Here is a 20,414-nt window from a genome sequence, read left to right on the forward strand (position 1 = left end):
GTCAGGGCTTGTAGACGATGGCGATGTTCAGCTGGCCGTTGTCGCGCGCCCAGGCGAGCCATCGCGGTTCGTTCAGCCCGTTGAGACGCTGGATCGGGATGACGTAGATGCCCTGATCGATCCGGCTCAGCGCGCGGAACTCCGGCTTCTTCGAGATCCAGATGGTGCCCCCGCCGTCCCACGGCTCGAGGCACGAGTACACATACCCGTGCTCGCGGAGGTTGATCCGGTCGGTCAGGCTCTCGGCCTGCTGTCGGAGCTCGGCGACGACGTCGGCGGGCACCGTGCCGTCCAGGGTGAACGCGGCGACGTCGTACACGTTGCCCTCGCCGAAGTCCCGCGTCGTGAGGATGGTCAGTTCCGTGACCCCCTTGTCGGAGGTGCGGGTCCACAGCGCGTGCGAGTTCTTCGCACGCTTGTTCATCAGGAACCCGCCGAAGTTCACCTTCTGGAACGAGAAGTCATCGAGCTTCGCGGCGATCTCTGCGCGTGTCGTCATGGGGAGTGTCTCCTTGTCCGGGAGGTCGGGCGGCCTCTCCGTCGAGCGAGCCTAGGTGCCCGCCACCGGGCGCCGTCGGACCCCGAACGAGCCCGAACGACGCGCCGGCCGAGCGCCGCCGCAGCCTGCCATAGGCTCGACTCATGCCCGCCCCGCGCACCCTCGACGAGCTCTGCAGCGGGCTGGGGCGGATGCGCGCGGATGCCGGATCCCCCTCGTACGCGGAGATCGCACGGCGCATCGGACGGTTGCGCGGGGGAGCGGAACCGGCGAAGGTCACGGTCTACGACTGCTTCCGTCCCGGTCGACGACGGGTGGATGATCGGCTCGTCGGAGACATCGTCCGGGCGCTCGGTGGCGAGGAGGCCGAATCGGAACGCTGGAGCGAGACGGCGCGCGTGCTCAACGGCGAGCGATCCGGAGTGCACATCGAGGTGACGCATGCTCCGCGGAACGCTCCTGGCGCGGAGATCGGTCGAGAGGCGCTGTTGGCCTCGGTGCCTGCGGCGGATGTCCTGGTTCTCACCGGGCTGCCGGGCGCCGGGAAGAGCACCTTCGCCTCCGCACTGGTCGGCAGGGACTCCGTGCTCACGGTGCAGTTGCGCGAATCCGAGTCGGACCGCCCACGCGCCGACCCCATCGACATCCTGCGGCGCATGCTGGGCGCGCTCGGAATCCGTTCGCTGCCCTACGAGCTGCCCCGCCTGCGCGAGATATTGCAGGTCACCGCGCGCGGTACGACCGTGATCGTGGAAGACGCGGGTGATGCCCGGCGCTTCGCCGCACTGATCGTCCCCGGGGTGCGGTACGTCGTGACCTCCCGGGTCGACCTCGCCGATCTGGAGCAGCGTGTGCGACCGCAGACGCTCACCATCGCTCGGGTCATCGTTCCGCCGATGACGGACACCGACGCGCAACGGCTCCTCGCGCATCTCATCACGGTCGAGGGGACGGCGGCGCCTCTGCCCCACTCGGAGATCGACGTCGGTGCAGACGCGCTCCGGCGCATCGTGGCCGTCGGTGGCGGTCTTCCGCTCGACCTCGTGATGCTCGCGGGCATAGTCCGTGAGCACGAGGGCTGGTCGTTCCAGGATCTCGCCTCGCGTTTCGAACACGAGCCGCGTGATGCGCGGATCCGTCCTGTGCTCGAAGCCGCGACCCGCTCGTTGTCGCAGAGTGAGGCCGATCTGCTGGCGGACGCTGCGCTGTTGGACAGAGACATCGACGCCGAGGTGCTGCTCGCTGCCGGCGGTCCGTCGGCGGAAGCCGATCTGCATCGCCTTCATGGTCGCCATCTCGTCGAGCTCCGCGACGGGCACCTGCTGACCCACGCCACGGTCTTCGCATTCGCCGCGAAGCGATCGCGCTCGCTTCGCCCGTCGTCGGAGCGCCGGGCCTTCGTGCTGAGGGCAGCGGCCGCGGTGCTCGAGCGGATCCGCTCCGATCCCGACTACGCGGCGCGGGAGGTGGTGACCGTGCTCGCCGTCGCCGCGGCGGCTCGAGAGCATGCCGCCGATTCCGCGGTCGAACAGCTCGCCATCGAAGCGCACCCCGGGCTCTCCCGGTGGTCGATGTGGAACGAGTCGCTGCGCCTGCATGACCTCGCAGCGCGGGGAGAGGGACTCGACCTCGTGCCGGAGATCGCCCTGGGCGTCGCGCATTGCGCCGAGAAGCTGGGGCGTCTGGACGAGGCGCTGATCACGCTGCATCGGGTGCGACGTATCGCGACCGGGGCGTCACTCGCGCGCACCTGGAATCAGATCGGCAACGTCCAACGATGGATGAGTCACCTCGAAGAGGCGCTGCGATCCTACGAGCTCGCGATCGGTCATGCACGGGCCGCGGGGGCTCGGATCGTGGAGGGGCGTGCGACCGGCAATCATGCCGACACGCTGCGCATCCTCGCCCGGTACCCGGAGGCGCGCGACCGTTATGCGGTGGCCCTGACGATGGCCGGGGAGGAGGGCGACGATCTCAACGTCGCGGTCGTCCGCGGCAATCGGCCCCTGCTCCTCCTGGCGATCGGACAGCTCGATGACGCGGCCGCCGAGCTGCAGGGGCTGCTCGACGAATCGAGCGTCGACTCGCTGCCGTTCGTGCGCAGGACGCTGGCCCTGGTGGCGGAAGCGACGGGGGACGACGTGCGCGCTCGCGAGCTGTGCGCGACCGCGAGACAGACCCTGCGGACAGCGGGAGAGTTCGCGACATCGGCGGACCTCGACCTGCTGGAGGCACGGCTCGATGGCCGCGCCGGCGACCTCGTGAGGGCGCGAACCACCGCCGAACGAACGCTGCGCGAGGCGGAACGCGCCGGCTCACCGTTGATCGCGACCGAGGCGGCGAACTCGCTGGCGGAGATCCTGGTGCGCGCGGCGACGATCGATGCGACCGCTGCCCACCAGCTGGTCGACGATGCGGAGCGGCATGCCGAGGAGGCGCGCAGCATCGCGGAGGCGACCGGCGATCGTGCCGAGGTCGCGCGCAGCGACGCCGTCCTCTCGTCGATCGCGGCTCTGCGAGGCGATGATAGGTCGGCTGAGGCACTCGCGGCAGCTTCGGCGCAGCTCTACGCGGAGATCGGTCATCGCCTGCGCAGCGGGTGAGGAGTGAAGGCGGGGCAGTCTGCGTCCCGTCCGGATGCCAGGATGGAGGGATGGACACCGCCAACCTCACCCGGGAGGAGACCGCCGCGCGATCCGCAGTGGTCACTCTGCACCGCATCCGTGTCGAACTGGATCTGACGGGGGCGCCCGAGCGGGCGCGCACCGGGTTCTCGACCGTGACGACGCTCGAGTTCGATGCCACGGCGGAGTCGACCTGGCTCGACTTCATCGGCGAAGAGGTGCGCAGTGTCGAGGTGAACGGCGTCGACCAGGATGTCGTGTGGGACGGAGCACGGATCACGCTCGCCGGCCTTGCCGCCGCCAACGTGGTCCGCGTCGAGGCGGTCGGGGCATACAGCCGCTCCGGCGAGGGACTGCACCGCTTCCACGACCCGGCCGACGACGAGACGTACCTGTACACGCAGTACGAACCCGCGGATTCGCGACGTGTCATGGCGTGCTTCGAACAACCCGATATGAAGGCCGAGTACACCTTCGTCGTCGACTCGCCCTCCGAGTGGCAGGTGCTCTCCAACCAGACCGCGGTGCACACCGACCTCGGCGTCGGGGTACAGCGGGTGGAGTTCGCCCCGACCCTGCCGATTTCGAGCTACATCACTGCGGTCGCCGCCGGCCCCTACACGCGTGTCGACGGCGAGTGGCGGCGCGACGAGCAGCAGATCCGCCTCGGCGTCTTCGTCCGCCGGTCGCTGGCGCCCCACCTGGACGCCGACGAGATCCTCGAGGTCACCCGGCAGGGACTGGACTTCTTCACCGACGCCTTCGCCTACCCGTACCCGTGGGGCAAGTACGACCAGATCTTCGTCCCCGAGTACAACCTCGGTGCGATGGAGAACCCGGGCCTGGTGACGTTCACGGAGTCGTATCTCTCCCGGGGCGCGGCGACGGATGCGCAGCGCGCCGCACGGGCGAACACGATCCTGCACGAGATGGCCCACATGTGGTTCGGCGACCTCGTCACGATGACCTGGTGGGACGACCTGTGGCTCAAGGAGTCGTTCGCCGACTACATGGGTGCGCACGCCTCCGCGGTAGCCACCCGATTCCAGGACGCCTGGGTGAAGTTCGCCGCGAGCCGAAAGGCCTGGGCGTATCAGCAGGACCAGCTGCCCACGACGCATCCGATCGTGGCGGACATCACCGATCTCGAGGCCGCGAAGCTGAACTTCGACGGGATCACCTACGCCAAGGGTGCCGCGGTCCTCAAGCAGCTGGTCGCCTTCGTCGGCGATGACGCGTTCTTCGAGGGTGCTCGGCGCTACTTCGCTGCGAATGCGTTCGGGAACACCACGCTCGACGACTTCCTGGTGCAGCTCAGTGCCGTCTCCGGCCGCGACATGAGCGACTGGTCGGCGGCATGGCTGCAGACTTCCGGTGTGTCGACGCTGTGGACCGAGACGGATGACGACGGTCGGAGCTTCCTCGTCCAGACCGATCCGCGTCCGCACCGACTGCGCATCGGCCTGTACGAGCGCCTGGACGGGCGCGTCGTCCGTCGCGAGCAGCAGGAACTCGACCTGATCGGCGAGCGGACCCCGCTGGATCTGCCCGAAGCCGATCTGGTGCTCCTCAACGACGACGACCTCACGTATGCCAAGGCGCGGCTCGACGAGCGGTCGCTGCGCACGGTCGAGGTGTCGCTGTCGGAGATCGAGGAGCCGCTGGCGCGGGCACTGGTGTGGTCGTCGCTGTGGAACGCCACGAGGGACGGTGAGCTCGATGCGGCGCGGTACGTGGCGATCGTGCGTACGCACGGCCCCGCGGAGTCCAACATCGGGCTGCTGGCGGGTGTCCTCGCGAACGCCGCGTACGCCATCCGGCACTTCGTGGCGGATGCGGACCGTGCTGCGGAGCAGCGCGGCTGGACGGATACCGTGTGGAGCGCGCTGCAGGCCGCCGACGCGGGCAGCGACGCGCAGCTGTCCTGGGCGCGGGCGCTCGCGACCGCATCCGCATTCGACGACGCGCACCACGAGCAGGTGCGGGCTCTGCTCGACGGCGACGTACCCGCGGGGCTCGTGGTCGACCCGGATCTGCGCTGGCAGTTGCTGACGGCGCTCGTCACGACGGGGCACGCCGACCTCGCCGACATCAGCGCCGAGCAGGAGCGTGACGACACGGGCAGCGGGCGCACGGCAGCGCGACGAGCACGGTCATCGCGCCCGGACGCCGCCGTGCGGCGCGAGGCCTGGGACTCCGCCTGGAGCGACCTCTCGCTCAGCAACGATCACCTCGACGCCGAGATCGAAGGATTCCGCGCCGGTGGCCGCCGCGATCTGACCGAGGTCTTCGACGCGGAGTACTTCGCCCGTATCTCGGGAGTCTGGGGTGATCGCAGCATCGAGATCGCGCGTCGGCTGGTCCTCGGGTTCTTCCCCGCGGCCGATTCGCTGAGTGCCGTCGATGTCTGGATCGCCGAGAACGCGGCGGCGCCCGCGGCGCTGCGGCGGCTCATCGTCGAGCAGCGCGATCATCTGGAGCGCGATCTCCGGGTGCGCGCCGCGCAGGGCGCCACTTCACGCGGCTAAGCGGGAGCGACCTGCATCCCCATGACCGTGCGCACGATCCACGGGTGCGCACGGTCATCGTCGATGTGAGTCATCCCGAGATTCTCCGCAACGCCGCGTGAGGCGTCGTTGGCGGGATGGATGATCGCGGTGAGCAGCGTCGGTGCGAACTCCCGAGCGACCAGCTCGACACACGCGCGCGCTGCCTCGGTCGCGTACCCCCGGCGCTGCATCGACCGGCGCACCTGATAGCCGACCTCTAGCACCGGATCGCCGTTCACGGACTGCCAGGTCAGACCGCAGTCGCCGACGAACTCGCCTTCGCGTGTCTCGATGATCCACAGCCCGTGGCCGTGCTCCCGATAGCTCTTCTGCATGCGCGCGATCCACTCGGCGCTCTCGGCGCGGCTCTTGGGCGCCGGATAGAACGCCATCACTTCCGGGTCGCCGAGCAGATCGGCCATCAGGTCCAGGTCGTCCTCCGTCATTTCCCGGAAGACGAGTCGCTCGGTCGTCGGAGGGAGGAGGCGTCGTACCGCGCCGCTCACAGATCGAGCGATTCGCCGGGCTCCAGAACGAAGAACTCCCCGCCGCCCTGTTCGGTCGCCCACTGCAGCCGCTGGCGGTGCATGTTCTTCCCGATGACCGAGAGCGTCATGTCATGGGTGCCGAAGGCGCGACGCGGCGCGACAGCGAGCACGTAGTCCATCGCCTCGCCGATCTTCAGCCAGGGCGCTCCGAGCGGCGCAGCGAGCGTGCCGACTGCGATCCCCTCCGGCACCGCATAGGAATCGCCGGGGTAGTAGAGCTCGTCGTTCACCAGCACGCCGACGTTCTCGACGACGGGCAGCGACGAGTGGATGACCTCGTGCGTGCCGCCGAAGAATCGGAGCGAGAAGTCGCCCACCTCGATGGTGTCCCCGGGGGAGACGACCGTGATGTCGTATCCCTCCGCCGCACGAGCCACCCCGGACGTCGCGAAGATCGGCGTGCCGGGTGCCGCGCGCAGGAGGCGGTCGAAGTGATCGGAGGTCCAGTGGTCGGGGTGCTCGTGGGTGATCACGATCCCGACCAGGCCGTCGAGATCCACCAGCGGTGCGGTGAAGGAGCCCGGATCGATCAGCAGGGTCTTCCCGCCGGCATCGAGGCGGAGGGCAGCATGTTCGAACTTGGTGACGCGCATGAGACGAGTCAACTCCTTCAACCGGCGCACGGCAAACGGATTCTGCGCGCCACGCCCGGGAGTCAGGTCGGGGCGGCGTCGATTTGGCGGACCGCGAAATGCCATGGCATACTTGAACGGTTGTCGCGCGACGGAAACGTCCGCCAGACGGCCCCATCGTATAGCGGCCTAGTACGCTGCCCTCTCACGGCGGTAACGCGGGTTCGAATCCCGCTGGGGTCACACAACATGAGAAAGCCTCCGGTTCGCCGGAGGCTTTCTTGCTTTTCGGACAGAACTTTCTTGCTTTCCGGACAGAACTTTCTTGCTTTCCGGACAGAAGAGGCCGCTTCCGGTTTCCCGGGAGCGGCCTCTTCTGGACTCTCCGGACGGAACTCAGGCCTCGTCGGCCCCTGCCCGCTCCGCGCTCGTCGAGGGTGTGGATCGACGGTTCCGGCGCGCTCGACGGATCAGCCACACGATCAGCACGACGACACCGACGACCGCCAGCCAGGGGAGGACGAAGCCCAGAGCGATCACGAGGGCGTTCAGCGAGACGACGAGGCCGTTCCATCCGGCGAGCAGGCCGTCGGCGAACCCGGCGGGATCGGCGGTGGTGGCCGTCGTCGCTCCGGTGAGTTGTACCTGAAGCGATGACATCGCGACCTGATCCTGCAGGGACTCGAGCTGCTGCTCATACGACTCGAGCTGCGCCTGTCGGTCGGTCAGCGCGACCTCGGCCTCGATCAGCTCGGAGACGCTGCCCGACTGCGCCATCAGCTCGGTGAGACGCTCGACGGACGCGCGCGTCGAGTCGACGCGCGCCTGAAGATCGATCGACACCGAGGTCACGTCTTGCTTCGACGTCGACGACGAGAGGACGTCACCGGTCTCCCCGAGCGCGGCGATCACCTCCGGCAGATCCGTGGAGGGCACGCGGATGCTGATCCAGCCGTACGCCGAGTCGGCGGGAGCCGGTTCGGACGTGCCGTCGATGGCGACGGACTTCCCGATCTCGGTGCTCTCCACGTAGCCGTCGTGCTCCTCGGCGAGGTTCGCGATCGCCGAAGCGGCGTCCGCGATGCTCTTCACCTGAACCGTCGCCTGCGCGGTCGCGATGATCTCCCTATCGCCCTCGCTGCTCTCGGCACCGGCGATGGTGGAGTCGGAGATGCTCCCGGGGAGCGATTCGGGCGCGGAGTCGGACATCTGATCCGGTGATGACGACGAGGAATCCATCGAGACGCCGCCCGGCATGCTCAGCCCTTCGGCCGTCGACGTTGCGGCGCCACCGACCGCGCCGAGAATCGGTGGTGTCACGAGGACGCCGACGACGAAGGCCGCGGCGATGCCGCCGCCGGTGAGCCAGCGGCGGCGGCGCTTCCTAGCGCGCTCGGCCTTCGGATGCGCGGGGGAGCGTTCCGCGGCGATCTCGGTGAACACGGCGGTCTCGATGCGGGCGATGGCGTCGTCCGACAGCACCGGCAGTTCGCCACGGGGGTTCTGGTCGTTCATGCGTCTCTCACTTCTTTCACGGCGCCGCGCAACCGGGTGCGCACTCGGGAGAGACGATTGCGGACGACAGCGTGCGTGATGCCCAATTCCTCGGCTGCGGCCTGATAGGCGTAGCCCTCGGACGCGCACAGGCGGAAGATCTCACGGTCGAGCTCGTTCAGGGTCCCGACCTCGACGGCGATCCGGGCGGCGAGCTCGGCCGTGATGACCTGCTCCTCGACGCTGATCGTGTCGGGCAGCAGGGTCTCGTCGACGGCCTCGGCGGTGTGCGCTTGATCGCGGCGCCGCTGGCGCAGCCGGTTCGCGGCCTGGAAGCGGCAGATCGTGGCCAGCCAGGGCAGGATCGACTCGCCCTGGAGCTCGAGGGCGGGGAGCTTGCGCCAGGCGACGACGAACGTCTCCTGGGTGACGTCCTCCGCGTCGGCAGGCGACGCCAGGATGCCCTGGGCGATCCAGTAGACCGGCCGCACGTGTGTGCGGTACAGCTCGCGGAAGGCGCTCTCGTCGCCGGCCGCGGCCTGCGCCGCCCATTTCTGATCACTCGTCTGCACGGGCATCCTGATTCCGTTCGGTGTCTCTCACCAGGGAAGTGTCGATCGCTGCCTCATCGTCTCAGATCCGGTCGCCGCATTCGTCTCGATCGCTGTTCCCCGCGATGCCGCGGCTCCGGTAGCATTGCCCGGGCGAGAGGGAGTATCCCGGATCCGCGCGTAACGTCATCACGAGCACCGTCATCGCTGCTCCGGGCGCGCGACGCACATCTGTGCGGGGGAGAGACTTTCGACTGATTCCCGACCCCTCCGCGAAAGGCCCGTGCGCCCTTGGAAATCCCCGTCTGGTTCGAGATCACCTCGATGGTCGTCCTCACGATCATCCTGATCGCCGACCTGCTCCTCATCCGGCTGCGGCCGCACATCCCCTCGACGAAGGAGTCCACCCTGTGGGTGGTCTTCTACGTGGGTCTGGCACTGCTGTTCGCGGTTCTGCTGGGCAACGTCGGCGGCTGGCAGAACGCCGGCGACTTCATCACCGGCTGGGCCCTCGAATACAGCCTGTCGATCGACAACCTGTTCGTGTTCGTCCTGATCATGGCCCAGTTCGCCGTGCCGCGGCGGCTGCAGCAGCAGGTCCTCATGGTGGGCATCATCATCGCGCTGATCCTGCGCGGCCTCTTCATCCTCGCCGGTGTGGCGATCGTCGAGAACTTCTCGCCGATCTTCTACATCTTCGGCGCATTCCTCATCTGGACGGCGATCCGTCAGGCCATGCCCGACGGCGACCATGAGGGCGAGGTCAAGCGAGAGAACTTCATCGTGCGCCTGCTCCGTCGTCGCGTCGACATCAGCGAGGAGTACGACGGATCGAAGATCCGCACCACGGTGAACGGCAAGCGCATGTGGACGCCCATGGTGATCGTCTTCATCACGATCGGCGTCACCGATCTGATCTTCGCGATCGACTCGATCCCGGCGATCTTCGAGATCACCACGAACGGCTTCCTCGTCTTCGCGGCCAACATCTTCGCGCTCATGGGTCTGCGCCAGCTCTACTTCCTGCTGGGCGACCTCCTCGATCGCCTCCGGTACCTGCACTACGGCATCGCGGTGATCCTCGGCTTCATCGGCATCAAGCTGATCCTGCACGCGCTGCACGTCAACGAGCTGCCGTTCATCAACGGCGGTCAGCACGTCGAGTGGGTGCCCGACATCAGCAACATGGTCTCGCTCGGCGTGATCCTGGCTTCGATGACCATCGCCACGGTGGCGAGCCTCATCGCCTCCTCGCGTGAGAAGCGGGCGTCTCGGCCCACCACGACCGTCGAGTGAGCCCACGCCGGCATGGACGGATCGGGAGCGGGGTCTCGCTCGTCTGACCGCAGAGGTGCGGCGTCCCGCGTGAGGTCGATGATCTGAACGGAGAGACGTATGATGCGCAGATGCGCAGACCTCGCCCGATCACTCCGGCCCCCGGGCAGGAATCCGTCTGGGACTACCCGAGGCCGCCGCGCGTCGAACCGGTCGCCGAGCGCATCACGATCCGCCTCGGCGAGCATCTGATCGCCGATACCCGTGGCGCGGTGCGCGTGCTGGAGACCAGTCACCCTCCTGTGTACTACCTTCCGATCGTCGACTTCGTCCCCGGTGCACTCGTCGATGCCCCCGGCGGATCTTTCTGCGAGTTCAAGGGTGCTGCCCGCTACTTCGACGTGCGCAGTGGAGAAACCCTGCGTCAGGGGGCCGCCTGGAACTACCCGCACCCGGCGCCCGGCTTCGAGGCGCTGATGGACCGGGTCGCCGTGTATGCGGCGCAGATGGACGAGTGCACCGTCGGGGAAGAGATCGCCGTTCCGCAGCCGGGTGGGTTCTACGGCGGGTGGGTCACCTCGGCTGTCGTCGGTCCCTTCAAAGGCGTTCCCGGCTCCCTGGGCTGGTGACGGTCGGCCGGATCGCCGATCAGAACGCGCGCAGGTTCTCCTGAAGACCGCCGTCCGCATACGCGCGACGGAGGATGCCGCGGCGGCGCAGGATGGGCACGAGCTCATCGAGTGTGCGGTGCAGGGTGACCGGATGGAAGTCGCCCCAGAGCAGCACGCCGTCGTTGCCCCACTCGCCGAGCTCTTCGACCAGGTCGGCGAACTCCTCGGCCGTTCCGACGAAGCCGGAGCGGTCCGTGATCCGGCCGGTGCGGGCGAGCGCCGTCAGATGTGCGCGCAGCGGGGCGTCCTCGCCGCGGTCTCCGATCAGGCGCTGGATGCTCCCGCGTGAGACGTGGGCGCCGAAGATCGAGAGGTCCAGCGCCTTGTCGAGGTCGAGCGACGTGAGGTCGGTCTCGAGGTCGCTGGACTGCTTGCGGGCGATCTGCACCAGTGCGGCGTCGTCGGGATGGGCCGAGGCGGCGACGATGCGGTCCGCCTCCTCGCTCGATGTGGTGATCACCGGCTGGATGGCGAAGAGGATCTTGACGTCCTCCGGCTGCCGCCCCTTCGCGATCGCCGCCTCGTGCACCCGGGCACGGTAGTCGCGCACGGACTTCTCGTTCAGCGGAGCCAACGCGAGCTGCACATCGGAGTTCGCGCCGGCGAACCCGAGTCCGCGCCCGGAGCCACCGGGGGAGACGATCGCCGGATCCCCGTCCGTGAACGGGAGGGCGTTGAGCGGGCCGTCGAACGCGAAGTGCTCGCCCCGGTGCCGGACGGGCTGCAGCTTCGCACCGTCGGCGTATACGCCGGTCTCGCGGTCGGCGACGAGTGCGCCGTCGTCCCAGCTGTGCCACAGCGCGCGGATTCCGGCGAGCCATTCCTCCGCGCGGTCGTACGCCTCGTCGTGACCGAGCTGCGGCGTGTCCGAGAAGTGTCGTGCGCTGCCGGTGTCGGTGACGACGTTGAGACCCAGCCGATGCCCGCTCAGATGCTGCAGCGTCGCGAACTGGCGCGCCGCGGTGTAGGGGAGGTACGCGGCCGGATTGACCGTCGGCACCACGCCCAGGTGCCTCGTCGCCTGGAAGAGATACGGAGCGAGCAGGAGTGGATCGTGCTTGGGGCCCCCGAAGGCGTGGCGGACCCGTAGATCGATCGTCGACGGCGACCCCAACGACGGCGCGTCCTCGATGATGACCAGGTCGAAGCCCGCCTGCTCGAGGGTGCGGGCAGCGTCCTGGTACACCTCAGGGCGCGTCCAGTCGTAATCCCAGTCGAGAGCCGGATAGCCCCAGCCCTGCGGCCCGAAACCGCGCGCCAGGAACCAGCCGAAGTGCTGGGGGCGGCTCATGCAACCGTCTCCCGCACGGCGTTCAGCACCTGGGAGAGGTCGGCGACGAGATCATCGACGTCTTCGATGCCGATCGACACCCGCAGCGTGCCGGGGTGCACCCCCAGAACCTCGCGCTCTTCGTCCGTGCGCTGCGCGTGACTCGTCGTCGCCGGATGCAGCACCAGAGAGCGGACGTCACCGATGTGCGTCATGTGCGTGAAGACCTGCACGCCCTCGACGAACCGTCGTGCGGCGGGCAACCCGCCACGCAGGGTGAAGGTGAAGATCGACCCCGATCCGCCTTCGAGGTAGCGGGAGCCGATCTCGTGGTCAGGATGCGAGGGGAGTCCGACGTAGTCCACGCTCTCGACCGCGTCGTGCCGTTCCAGCCACTGCGCGATCTGGAGGGCGTTGCGGGACTGCCTCTCGACGCGGAGGCCGAGCGTCTCCACGCCCTGGCCGATCAGGAAGGCGTTGAGCGGCGACGGAGACGCCCCGAAACGAGGTGCCACCGACTCCCGCGCGTAGGCGATGCGTGCGCGGCCGCCGTGGCGAGCGAAGACACTGGGCGCGTCGCCGCGACCCGGCAGCACGAGGTGCGGCGCATTGTGGCCCGCGTGCTCGGCGTCGAAGCGGCCGTCGTCGACGATCACGCCGCCGAGCACGGACCCGTGTCCGGCCAGGAACTTCGACGCGGAATGGACGACGATCGCCGCGCCGTGCTCGATCGGACGCAGCAGGGCCGGGGTCGCCAGGGTGTTGTCCACGATCAGCGGGATCGCGAACTCGTCGGCGATGTCGCTGATGGCGCGGATATCGAGCACGTCGTTGCGCGCGTTCGCGACGGATTCGGCGAACACCGCGCGGGTGTTCGGGCGGATCGCCGCCCGCCAGGCGTCCGGATCGGCGATGTCGTCGACGAAGGTCGTCTCGATGTCGAGGCGAGCCAGGTTGTCGAGGAAGAGCCCTCGGGTGCCCTCATAGATGTGCGTGGAGGAGACGATGTGGTCGCCGGCGCCCACGACGGTCAGCAGGGCGGTCACGACCGCCGCCTGCCCGCTCGCGACCAGCACCGCGTCCGCGCCGGACTCCAGAGCCGCGAGCTGACGCTCCACGGCTCGAACCGTCGGGTTGCCCGTGCGCGTGTATCCGAAGCCCGCCCCGGTGCTGAAGTGGTCGGCCGCATGGTCGAAGTCGTCGAACTCGAACCCCGCCGTCAGATAGATGGGGGTCGCGCGCGAGGCGGCCGTCTCACGGCTTCTCGCCGCGTGGACCGCACGGGTGGCGAAGCGGGCGGTGTCGACGGTCATGCGGTGCCTCTCGGTCGTTCGGTGCTCAACAGAGTGTCATGACGGGTCGGAGCGCGTCCGAGCGGTGGTAATCTGACGTCATGCGGACCGTGCTCCTTCTTCTTACGCGCCGCGACGAGACCTCGATCTAGAGCCCCTCCTCGTCGCGGAGTCCATCGTGGGCCGTACCGCCAGCCTCAGGAGACACGCAATGACCACCCCCGCAAACGGTGCCGATTCCGCACGCCGCAGGACCCTCGCCGAGAAGGTCTGGGACGACCACCTCGTCGTCAAGGGCGAGAACGGCGAACCCGACCTCATCTACATCGACCTGCACCTCGTGCACGAGGTCACCAGCCCGCAGGCGTTCGACGGCCTCCGCAGCGAAGGGCGGCCGCTCCGCCGCCTCGACCTGACGATCGCGACCGAGGACCACAACACCCCGACGCTGGAGATCCACAAGCCGATCGCCGATCTGACCAGCCGCACGCAGATCGAGACGCTGCGCCGCAACGCGGCGGAGTTCGGGGTGCGTCTGCACTCGCTCGGTGACGCGGAACAGGGCATCGTGCACGTCGTCGGACCCCAGCTCGGGCTCACGATGCCCGGAATCACGGTGGTCTGCGGGGATTCCCACACCTCGACGCACGGCGCGTTCGGAGCGATGGCGTTCGGCATCGGCACCAGCGAGGTCGAGCACGTCATGGCCACGCAGACACTGCCGCTGAAGCCGTTCAAGACCATGGCGATCAACGTCGAGGGCACTCTGCGTGACGGCGTCACCGCGAAGGACATCATCCTCGCCGTGATCGCGAAGATCGGCACGGGTGGCGGTCAGGGCTACGTGCTCGAGTATCGCGGCAGCGCCATCCGCGCCCTCTCCATGGAGGGGCGCATGACGATCTGCAACATGTCGATCGAGGCCGGAGCCCGGGCCGGCATGGTCGCGCCCGACGAGACCACCTTCGCCTATCTCGAGGGCCGTCCTCACGCGCCCAAGGGGCAGGACTGGGACGATGCCGTGGCCTATTGGCGCACGCTGCCGACCGACGAGGGCGCGACCTTCGACGCCGAGGTCTTCATCGACGCCGACGAGCTCGAGCCGTTCGTGACCTGGGGGACCAACCCCGGTCAGGGCAGCTCGCTGTCGTCCTCGGTGCCGAATCCCGCCGAGATCGTCGATCCGAACGAGCGGGCCGCAGCCGAGCGTGCGCTGGAGTACATGGACCTCACGCCGGGGACGCCCCTCAAGGAGGTACCGGTCGACGCCGTGTTCATGGGGTCGTGCACCAACAGCCGCATCGAGGACCTGCGCGCCTTCGCATCGATCATCCAGGGCAAGAAGAAGGCCGACGGTGTGCGCGTCATGGTCGTCCCCGGGTCGGCGCGAGTACGACTGGAGGCCGAGGCGGAGGGCCTCGACAAGGTCATCACGGACTTCGGAGCGGAATGGCGCTTCGCCGGATGCTCGATGTGTCTGGGCATGAACCCCGACCAGCTCGCACCGGGCGAGCGCTGTGCTTCCACATCGAACCGCAACTTCGAAGGACGGCAGGGCAAGGGAGGGCGCACGCACCTCGTGTCGCCGCTCGTCGCCGCCGCGACCGCGATCCGCGGCACGCTGTCCAGCCCGAGCGACCTGACGGAAGGGATCTGACCCATGGAGAAGTTCATCACGCACACGGGCGTCGCCGCACCGCTGAAGCGCTCGAACGTCGACACCGACCAGATCATCCCGGCTGTCTTCTTGAAGCGCGTCACGAAGACGGGTTTCGAAGATGCTCTGTTCCACGGCTGGCGACAGGACCCGGAGTTCGTGCTCAACCAGCCGGACTTCCAGGGCGCGTCCGTCCTCGTCGCCGGTTCGGACTTCGGTACCGGATCCAGCCGTGAGCACGCCGTGTGGGCATTGCGCGACTTCGGATTCAAAGTGGTCCTCAGTCCGCGCTTCGCCGACATCTTCCGCGGGAACTCGGGCAAGCAGGGCCTTCTCGCGGCGACGATCTCGGAAGAGGATCTCGAGCGGATCTGGGCGGAGATCGACCGGAATCCCGGGGCGCAGATGACGGTCGACCTCGAGGCGCGCAGCGCGTCGATCGGTGACGTCCAGGCCGAGATCGGGATCGACGATTACACTAGATGGCGGCTCCTCGAAGGGCTCGATGACATCGGGCTCACGCTGCGCAACGAAGACAAGATCGCGCAGTTCGAGGCCCGTCGCGAGTCGTGGCGGCCCCGAACCCTTCCCGTTCAGTAAACGGCGGGGGCGGGGGAGCCCAGGGGCAACCCGCCCCCGAAATCCGTAAATGAAGTGAGGCTCCGAATGACGACACCTGTGCGCGACGCTCTCCCGGACGGAGTCCCTGCACTCACCGGAGACGTCCTCGCCATTCGAGGCGGACGCCCGCTTCGCGGTCGCGTCGACGTCAAGGGGGCGAAGAACCTGGCCACCAAGGCCATGGTCGCCTCGCTCCTCGGCGAGACCGTGAGCACCCTGCGCGATGTGCCGGCGATCAGCGATGTCGCCGTCGTGCGCTCGCTGCTCGAGGTACACGGTGTGCGCGTCAGCGAGGGCGATGAGCCCGGCTCGCTCGTCTTCGACCCGAGTGATGTCGAGTCGGCCCACTTCGAGGAGATCGACGCCCACGCCGGCGCCTCCCGCATTCCGATCCTCTTCTGCGGGCCGCTCCTGCACCGTCTCGGTCAGGCGTTCATCCCCGACCTGGGTGGATGCCGTATCGGGGACCGCCCTATCGACTTCCACCTGGATGCGCTCCGCAAGTTCGGCGCCATCGTCGAGAAGCTCCCCAGTGGCATCCGCCTCTCGACGGGCGGAAGCCGCCTGCACGGGGCGAACATCCACCTCCCGTACCCGAGTGTCGGCGCCACGGAGCAGGTGCTGCTCACCGCCGTCCGCGCCGAGGGCGTGACGGAGCTGCGCAACGCCGCCATCGAGCCCGAGATCATGGACCTGATCGCGGTCCTGCAGAAGATGGGCGCGATCATCTCGTACGAGCCGAACCGCGTCATCGTCATCGAGGGCGTCGAGAAGCTCCGCGGCTACGACCACCGGTCGATCTTCGATCGCAACGAGGCAGCCTCCTGGGCATCCGCGGCTCTGGCTACGGACGGCGAGATCTTCGTCGGCGGTGCCAAGCAGCAGGAGATGCTCACGTTCCTCAACATCTTCCGCAAGGCGGGCGGCTGGTTCGATATCCAGGAAGACGGCATCCTCTTCCGTCGTGACGGTGACATCAAGCCCGTCGTCATCGAGACCGACGTGCACCCCGGCTTCATGACCGACTGGCAGCAGCCCCTCGTGGTCGCACTGACGCAGGCGCATGGCCGTAGCGTCGTGCACGAGACCGTGTATGAGAACCGGATGGGCTTCACGGACGCGCTGGTCAAGATGGGTGCCGACATCGTCGTGCACCCCCGTGGTCTGCAGGACGGGCCCCGCCGCGTTCCCCGCCGCGACCTGGAGCAGGCTGCCGTCATCACGGGGCCGACGCCGCTGCATGGCGCCGACATCGTGGTTCCCGACCTCCGCGGCGGATACAGCCACATCATCGCGGCGCTGACCGCCACGGGCGAGTCGCAGGTGTCGGGTGTGGATATCCTCAGCCGCGGCTACGAGAAGTTCCTCGCCAAGCTCGACGCGCTCGGCGCCGACTTCGACGTCATCCGGTGACCGAGGTGACGTCCCGGTCATCCGAGACGACGCGGCCGAGCATCTTCTGGCCGCTCGCGGCGCTGGTGATCCCGCCCGTCTCGCTGATCGCGAAGATCCGGGTCACCGGCGCCGAGAAGCTCCCGCAGCACGGGTCGTTCATCCTGGCGCCGAACCACTACTCCGAATTCGATCCGCTCATCGTCGCGGTCGCCGTGTGGCGCGCGGGTCGGGCGCCGCGGTTCATGGCCAAGGAGAGCCTGTTCAAGGTTCCCGTCCTCGGGTGGTTCCTGCATCGCACCGGGATGATCCCGGTCGCGCGCACCTCGTCCGCCAGTTCGGCCCGCCAGACGATGAAGCAGTCGGAAGAGCTGGTGGAGCACGGGCGCGGAGTGATCGTGTATCCCGAGGGCACTCTCACGCGTGATCCCGACCTGTGGCCGATGCGCGGCAAGTCCGGCGCGGTGCGTCTGGCCCTCGCCGACGGCATCCCCCTGATCCCGATGGCGCAGTGGGGTACGCAGGCGATCATGGGGCGCTATCAGAAGGGCCTCAGCCTCTGGCCGCTGCGCAAGCCCGTGCGAGTGATCATCGGCGATCCCGTCGATGTCTCCGATCTGCGGGATCGCGCCGGGGAGCCGGCGGCCCTCACCGAGGCATCGAACCGACTGATGAACGCGATCACGGCGCTCCTGGAGGAGCTGCGTGACGAGAAGGCACCCGCGGAGCGATGGAACCCCGCGAGCCACGGCCAGAAGGAGACCGGACGCCTTGACTCCTAAGAGAACCGCTCCGGTAGGCCCCCGGGCCACGGTCATCGGCTCGGGCAGCTGGGGAACCACCTTCGGAAAGATCCTCGCCGACGGCGGCGCCCAGGTGACGATGTGGGCCCGACGACCCGAGCTCGCGCAGGAGATCAACGAGGCCAAGCGCAACTCCCGGTATCTGCCCGGCATCAACCTCCCACGCACGATGTCGGCCACTCACGAGCTCGCGACGTCGCTCGAGGGCGTCGAACAGGTCTACCTCTCGGTGCCGAGCCAGTCGCTCCGCGAGAACCTGAAGGCGCTGCGCCCGCTGCTCGCCGACAGCGACGCGAAGATCATCAGTCTGATGAAGGGCGTCGAGCGCGGCACCGGCTTGCGCATGAGCCAGGTGATCCACCAGGAGCTTCGCTGCGACCCCGACCGTATCGCGGTCGCGTCCGGTCCGAACCTCGCGTTGGAGATCGCGCGCGAGCAGCCGACCGCTGCCGTGATCTCCTCGCGGAGCCAGGAGACGGCGGACACCGTCGCGCGCGCCGCGCGCAACAGCTACTTCCGCACGTTCGTGAACACCGATGTGATCGGCACCGAGTTCGGTGGCGTGCTCAAGAATCTGATCGCGGTCGCCATCGGCATCGTCGACGGCGTCGGCTACGGCGAGAACACCAAGGCCTCGATCATCACCCGCGGCCTCGTCGAGATGACGGACTTCGCCGTGGCGAACGGTGCACACCCGGAGACGTTGCAGGGACTCGCCGGCCTCGGAGACCTGATCGCCACTTGCCAGTCGCCGCTGAGCCGCAACAATACGGCCGGGCGTCTGCTCGGCCAGGGATACAGCTTCCAGGACGTCGTGAAGCAGATGCAGCAGACGGCGGAGGGGCTGGCATCGGTCGCGCCGATCCTGCAGCTCGCACGCGAGGCCGAGGTCGACATGCCCATCGTCGAGCAGGTGAAGATGGTGCTCGACGGCAAGATGGATCCGAGAGACATCGCACCCCACCTGACGACGGACGACGACACCCCGCAGGGTGAGAGGACCAATCATGGACAAGCAGACGGTGGTGGTGCTCTTCGGCGGGCGCTCCAGCGAGCATTCGATCAGTTCCGCAACGGCGGGGGGCGTGCTGGGCGCGATTGATCGCGACCGCTACTCGGTGATCCCGGTGGGGATCACCCGCGAGGGGGCGTTCGTCCTGGAGGACGATGATCCCGCGAAGTTCCCGCTGGACGCCGCGCACCTTCCTGAGGTCGTCGACAACGGCACGCGTGTTCTGTGGCCCGAACCGGGCGGCGACCGCACGTTGCGCGTCGTCCAGGTCGACGGATCGATCGTCGGTCTCGGCGCCGTCGACGTCGTGCTCCCGATCCTGCACGGGCAGCATGGCGAGGACGGCACCATCCAGGGGTTCTTCGACACGCTCGAGGTGCCTTACGCCGGTGGCGGGGTCCTCGACTCCGCGCTGTGCATGGACAAGCACTTCATGAAGATCGCCCTCGAGGCGGCCGGCATCTCGGTGGCGCCCTGGGTGACCGTGCGTCGCACGGACTGGGAGCGGGATGCGGCAGACATCCGCACCCGCGCGGCCGCCCTCGGTCTGCCGCTGTTCGTGAAGCCTGCTCGTGCGGGCTCGAGCGTCGGCGTCTCCAAGGTCGAGGTGGCCGACGAACTCGATGCCGCACTGGCCGTGGCGTTCGCCGAAGACGACAAGGTGCTCATCGAGACCGGGGTGAGCGGCCGGGAGATCGAGGTCGCCGTTCTCGAGACGGCGGAAGGGGTGCGCGCCTCCCTTCCCGGGGAGGTCATCCTCACCTCGCGTGGGTTCTACGACTTCGAGGGCAAGTACCTCGGCGGCGACGGTGTCGATGTCGTCTGCCCGGCAGAGGTGACCGATGCCGAGACGGCCGCGATCCAGGAGGCCGGCCTCCGCGCGTTCGAGGCCGTCGACGGCCGGGGGCTCGCCCGCGTCGACATGTTCCTGACCCCCGAGGGCACCCTCGTCGTCAACGAGCTCAATACGATGCCGGGCTTCACCCCGATCTCGATGTTCCCGAAGTGCTGGGTGGCGTCCGGCCTGAGCTACGGCGAACTGATCACCGAGCTCGTCGAGGCGGGTCTGCGGCGCTGACGCCGGCGCGCCTCCTGCGGTCAGCTCGCGGGGAACTCGACGCGGTCGGTGCACTTCGCCGTCGCCGGCGCCAGTCCTGACTGGATGCTCGTGGAGATCGAGTCCACGATGGATTGGAAGTCGATCTGCTCGCCGCGACGGATGTTGACCTCGACCGCGGGCTCGCGCCCGTAAGTGACCAGGCGCTGCCGCTCCTCCTCCTGCTCGAGGACCAGCCAGTCGACGCCGCCGAGCGTGGTGCAGACGAGTGCGGAAGGGGCCGGCGGCTCGACACCGCAGCGCAGGGCGACGGTGGTGGGCTCTCCCCATGCGCCTGTGGCCTGGGCATCCGTCCACACCCGGTCGAACCCGGCGACGCTGTCCGGCAGCAGCACCGAGACCGAGGCGCACGCCGGATCGTTCGCGTCATCGGCCGGTTCGAGGTGCACGGTCGTGGAGCATCCGGCGAGGGCGGCGGAGAGGATCACCGCGCCTGCGAGGGCAGCGAGGCGACGGGAACGAGGCAT

Annotated in this window: 18 protein-coding genes and 1 tRNA gene; 11 read left to right on the top strand and 8 right to left on the bottom strand. The window is 68.3% G+C overall.

Translation table 11 applies throughout. The features are described 5' to 3' along the window. Position 1: 1 nt before the first annotated feature. Positions 2–499 carry a hypothetical protein gene (locus GZ67_RS0108810; protein WP_029263558.1) on the bottom strand — a complete coding sequence of 166 codons (498 nt, stop codon included), beginning with the start codon at positions 497–499 and terminating at the stop codon, positions 2–4. Positions 500–642: 143 nt separating this feature from the next. On the opposite strand from GZ67_RS0108810, the gene GZ67_RS19740 reads away from it, so the two are divergent. Together GZ67_RS19740 and pepN are read left to right on the top strand one after the other, a co-directional pair. Continuing rightward, positions 643–3,102, top strand: coding sequence for an ATP-binding protein (locus GZ67_RS19740; protein ID WP_029263557.1), 2,460 nt, complete (start codon positions 643–645; stop codon positions 3,100–3,102). A 50-nt stretch (positions 3,103–3,152) separates the two neighbouring features. Beyond that, on the top strand, positions 3,153–5,651 hold the full coding sequence (gene pepN / locus GZ67_RS0108820) for an aminopeptidase N (RefSeq protein WP_029263556.1): 2,499 nt from the start codon (positions 3,153–3,155) through the stop codon (positions 5,649–5,651). Here the strand turns inward: pepN and GZ67_RS0108825 are convergent. Both GZ67_RS0108825 and GZ67_RS0108830 read right to left on the bottom strand, forming a co-directional pair. After that, positions 5,648–6,178 (bottom strand): GNAT family N-acetyltransferase, encoded by a 531-nt coding sequence (locus GZ67_RS0108825; RefSeq protein ID WP_029263555.1) that lies wholly within the window; start codon positions 6,176–6,178, stop codon positions 5,648–5,650. The two genes, pepN and GZ67_RS0108825, sit on opposite strands and share 4 nt — an antisense overlap. Next, positions 6,175–6,813, bottom strand: coding sequence for an MBL fold metallo-hydrolase (locus tag GZ67_RS0108830; protein ID WP_029263554.1), 639 nt, complete (start codon positions 6,811–6,813; stop codon positions 6,175–6,177). The genes GZ67_RS0108825 and GZ67_RS0108830 overlap by 4 nt, the downstream gene beginning before the upstream one ends. Before the next feature lie 149 nt (positions 6,814–6,962). Between GZ67_RS0108830 and GZ67_RS0108835 the strand changes: the two genes are divergently transcribed. Beyond that, a tRNA-Glu gene (locus GZ67_RS0108835) sits at positions 6,963–7,035 on the top strand. Between the two features lie 153 nt (positions 7,036–7,188). Here GZ67_RS0108835 and GZ67_RS0108840 read toward each other — a convergent pair. Next, entirely contained in the window at positions 7,189–8,307 is a 1,119-nt protein-coding gene (locus GZ67_RS0108840; protein WP_029263553.1) for a DUF4349 domain-containing protein, read from the bottom strand. After that, positions 8,304–8,864 (bottom strand): RNA polymerase sigma factor, encoded by a 561-nt coding sequence (locus GZ67_RS0108845; protein WP_029263552.1) that lies wholly within the window; start codon positions 8,862–8,864, stop codon positions 8,304–8,306. The genes GZ67_RS0108840 and GZ67_RS0108845 overlap by 4 nt, the downstream gene beginning before the upstream one ends. Before the next feature lie 264 nt (positions 8,865–9,128). On the opposite strand from GZ67_RS0108845, the gene GZ67_RS0108850 reads away from it, so the two are divergent. After that, complete coding sequence (locus tag GZ67_RS0108850) at positions 9,129–10,133, top strand: TerC/Alx family metal homeostasis membrane protein (RefSeq protein WP_029263551.1); 1,005 nt, start codon at positions 9,129–9,131, stop codon at positions 10,131–10,133. A 110-nt stretch (positions 10,134–10,243) separates the two neighbouring features. Beyond that, positions 10,244–10,741: a DUF427 domain-containing protein gene (locus GZ67_RS0108855; RefSeq protein ID WP_029263550.1), complete on the top strand. Its 498-nt coding sequence runs from the start codon at positions 10,244–10,246 to the stop codon at positions 10,739–10,741. A gap of 19 nt (positions 10,742–10,760) precedes the next feature. Here GZ67_RS0108855 and GZ67_RS0108860 read toward each other — a convergent pair whose 3' ends face one another. After that, positions 10,761–12,074, bottom strand: a complete 1,314-nt coding sequence (locus GZ67_RS0108860; RefSeq protein WP_029263549.1) for an LLM class flavin-dependent oxidoreductase — start codon at positions 12,072–12,074, stop codon at positions 10,761–10,763. Beyond that, positions 12,071–13,366, bottom strand: a complete 1,296-nt coding sequence (locus GZ67_RS0108865) for an O-acetylhomoserine aminocarboxypropyltransferase/cysteine synthase family protein (protein WP_029263548.1) — start codon at positions 13,364–13,366, stop codon at positions 12,071–12,073. Before GZ67_RS0108865 ends, GZ67_RS0108860 begins: the two co-directional genes overlap by 4 nt. Before the next feature lie 190 nt (positions 13,367–13,556). Between GZ67_RS0108865 and leuC the strand changes: the two genes are divergently transcribed. The 6 genes from leuC (at position 13,557) to GZ67_RS0108895 (ending at position 19,908) form a co-directional block, all read left to right on the top strand. Beyond that, entirely contained in the window at positions 13,557–15,002 is a 1,446-nt protein-coding gene (gene leuC / locus GZ67_RS0108870; protein WP_029263547.1) for a 3-isopropylmalate dehydratase large subunit, read from the top strand. A gap of 3 nt (positions 15,003–15,005) precedes the next feature. Beyond that, the gene (gene leuD / locus GZ67_RS0108875; protein WP_029263546.1) at positions 15,006–15,602 is read left to right on the top strand and encodes a 3-isopropylmalate dehydratase small subunit; all 597 of its coding nucleotides are present in this window, start codon (positions 15,006–15,008) and stop codon (positions 15,600–15,602) included. 66 nt (positions 15,603–15,668) lie between these two features. Continuing rightward, the gene (gene murA, locus GZ67_RS0108880; RefSeq protein ID WP_029263545.1) at positions 15,669–17,036 is read left to right on the top strand and encodes a UDP-N-acetylglucosamine 1-carboxyvinyltransferase; all 1,368 of its coding nucleotides are present in this window, start codon (positions 15,669–15,671) and stop codon (positions 17,034–17,036) included. Then, positions 17,033–17,797: a lysophospholipid acyltransferase family protein gene (locus GZ67_RS0108885; protein WP_029263544.1), complete on the top strand. Its 765-nt coding sequence runs from the start codon at positions 17,033–17,035 to the stop codon at positions 17,795–17,797. Before murA ends, GZ67_RS0108885 begins: the two co-directional genes overlap by 4 nt. Continuing rightward, positions 17,787–18,920 carry an NAD(P)H-dependent glycerol-3-phosphate dehydrogenase gene (locus tag GZ67_RS0108890; protein ID WP_029263543.1) on the top strand — a complete coding sequence of 378 codons (1,134 nt, stop codon included), beginning with the start codon at positions 17,787–17,789 and terminating at the stop codon, positions 18,918–18,920. Before GZ67_RS0108885 ends, GZ67_RS0108890 begins: the two co-directional genes overlap by 11 nt. Then, the gene (locus GZ67_RS0108895) at positions 18,826–19,908 is read left to right on the top strand and encodes a D-alanine--D-alanine ligase family protein (RefSeq protein ID WP_029273859.1); all 1,083 of its coding nucleotides are present in this window, start codon (positions 18,826–18,828) and stop codon (positions 19,906–19,908) included. The genes GZ67_RS0108890 and GZ67_RS0108895 overlap by 95 nt, the downstream gene beginning before the upstream one ends. 20 nt (positions 19,909–19,928) lie before the next feature. Here the strand turns inward: GZ67_RS0108895 and GZ67_RS0108900 are convergent, their stop codons facing one another. After that, on the bottom strand, positions 19,929–20,414 hold the full coding sequence (locus tag GZ67_RS0108900; protein WP_029263541.1) for a DUF3515 family protein: 486 nt from the start codon (positions 20,412–20,414) through the stop codon (positions 19,929–19,931).

The sequence above is a fragment of the Microbacterium sp. Cr-K20 genome, from assembly GCF_000708325.1.
Classification (GTDB): domain Bacteria; phylum Actinomycetota; class Actinomycetes; order Actinomycetales; family Microbacteriaceae; genus Microbacterium.

What these genes read in the sequence shown, in the direction of transcription:
- GZ67_RS0108895 (WP_029273859.1), top strand. Translation starts at nt 18,826, where the DNA reads ATGGACAAGCAGACGGTGGTGGTGCTCTTCGGCGGGCGCTCCAGCGAG.
- GZ67_RS0108900 (WP_029263541.1), bottom strand. Translation starts at nt 20,414, where the DNA reads ATGCCTCGTTCCCGTCGCCTCGCTGCCCTCGCAGGCGCGGTGATCCTC.
- GZ67_RS19740 (WP_029263557.1), top strand. Translation starts at nt 643, where the DNA reads ATGCCCGCCCCGCGCACCCTCGACGAGCTCTGCAGCGGGCTGGGGCGG.
- GZ67_RS0108860 (WP_029263549.1), bottom strand. Translation starts at nt 12,074, where the DNA reads ATGAGCCGCCCCCAGCACTTCGGCTGGTTCCTGGCGCGCGGTTTCGGG.
- GZ67_RS0108855 (WP_029263550.1), top strand. Translation starts at nt 10,244, where the DNA reads ATGCGCAGACCTCGCCCGATCACTCCGGCCCCCGGGCAGGAATCCGTC.
- GZ67_RS0108845 (WP_029263552.1), bottom strand. Translation starts at nt 8,864, where the DNA reads ATGCCCGTGCAGACGAGTGATCAGAAATGGGCGGCGCAGGCCGCGGCC.
- GZ67_RS0108810 (WP_029263558.1), bottom strand. Translation starts at nt 499, where the DNA reads ATGACGACACGCGCAGAGATCGCCGCGAAGCTCGATGACTTCTCGTTC.
- pepN (WP_029263556.1), top strand. Translation starts at nt 3,153, where the DNA reads ATGGACACCGCCAACCTCACCCGGGAGGAGACCGCCGCGCGATCCGCA.
- murA (WP_029263545.1), top strand. Translation starts at nt 15,669, where the DNA reads ATGACGACACCTGTGCGCGACGCTCTCCCGGACGGAGTCCCTGCACTC.
- leuC (WP_029263547.1), top strand. Translation starts at nt 13,557, where the DNA reads ATGACCACCCCCGCAAACGGTGCCGATTCCGCACGCCGCAGGACCCTC.
- GZ67_RS0108830 (WP_029263554.1), bottom strand. Translation starts at nt 6,813, where the DNA reads ATGCGCGTCACCAAGTTCGAACATGCTGCCCTCCGCCTCGATGCCGGC.
- GZ67_RS0108840 (WP_029263553.1), bottom strand. Translation starts at nt 8,307, where the DNA reads ATGAACGACCAGAACCCCCGTGGCGAACTGCCGGTGCTGTCGGACGAC.
- GZ67_RS0108865 (WP_029263548.1), bottom strand. Translation starts at nt 13,366, where the DNA reads ATGACCGTCGACACCGCCCGCTTCGCCACCCGTGCGGTCCACGCGGCG.
- leuD (WP_029263546.1), top strand. Translation starts at nt 15,006, where the DNA reads ATGGAGAAGTTCATCACGCACACGGGCGTCGCCGCACCGCTGAAGCGC.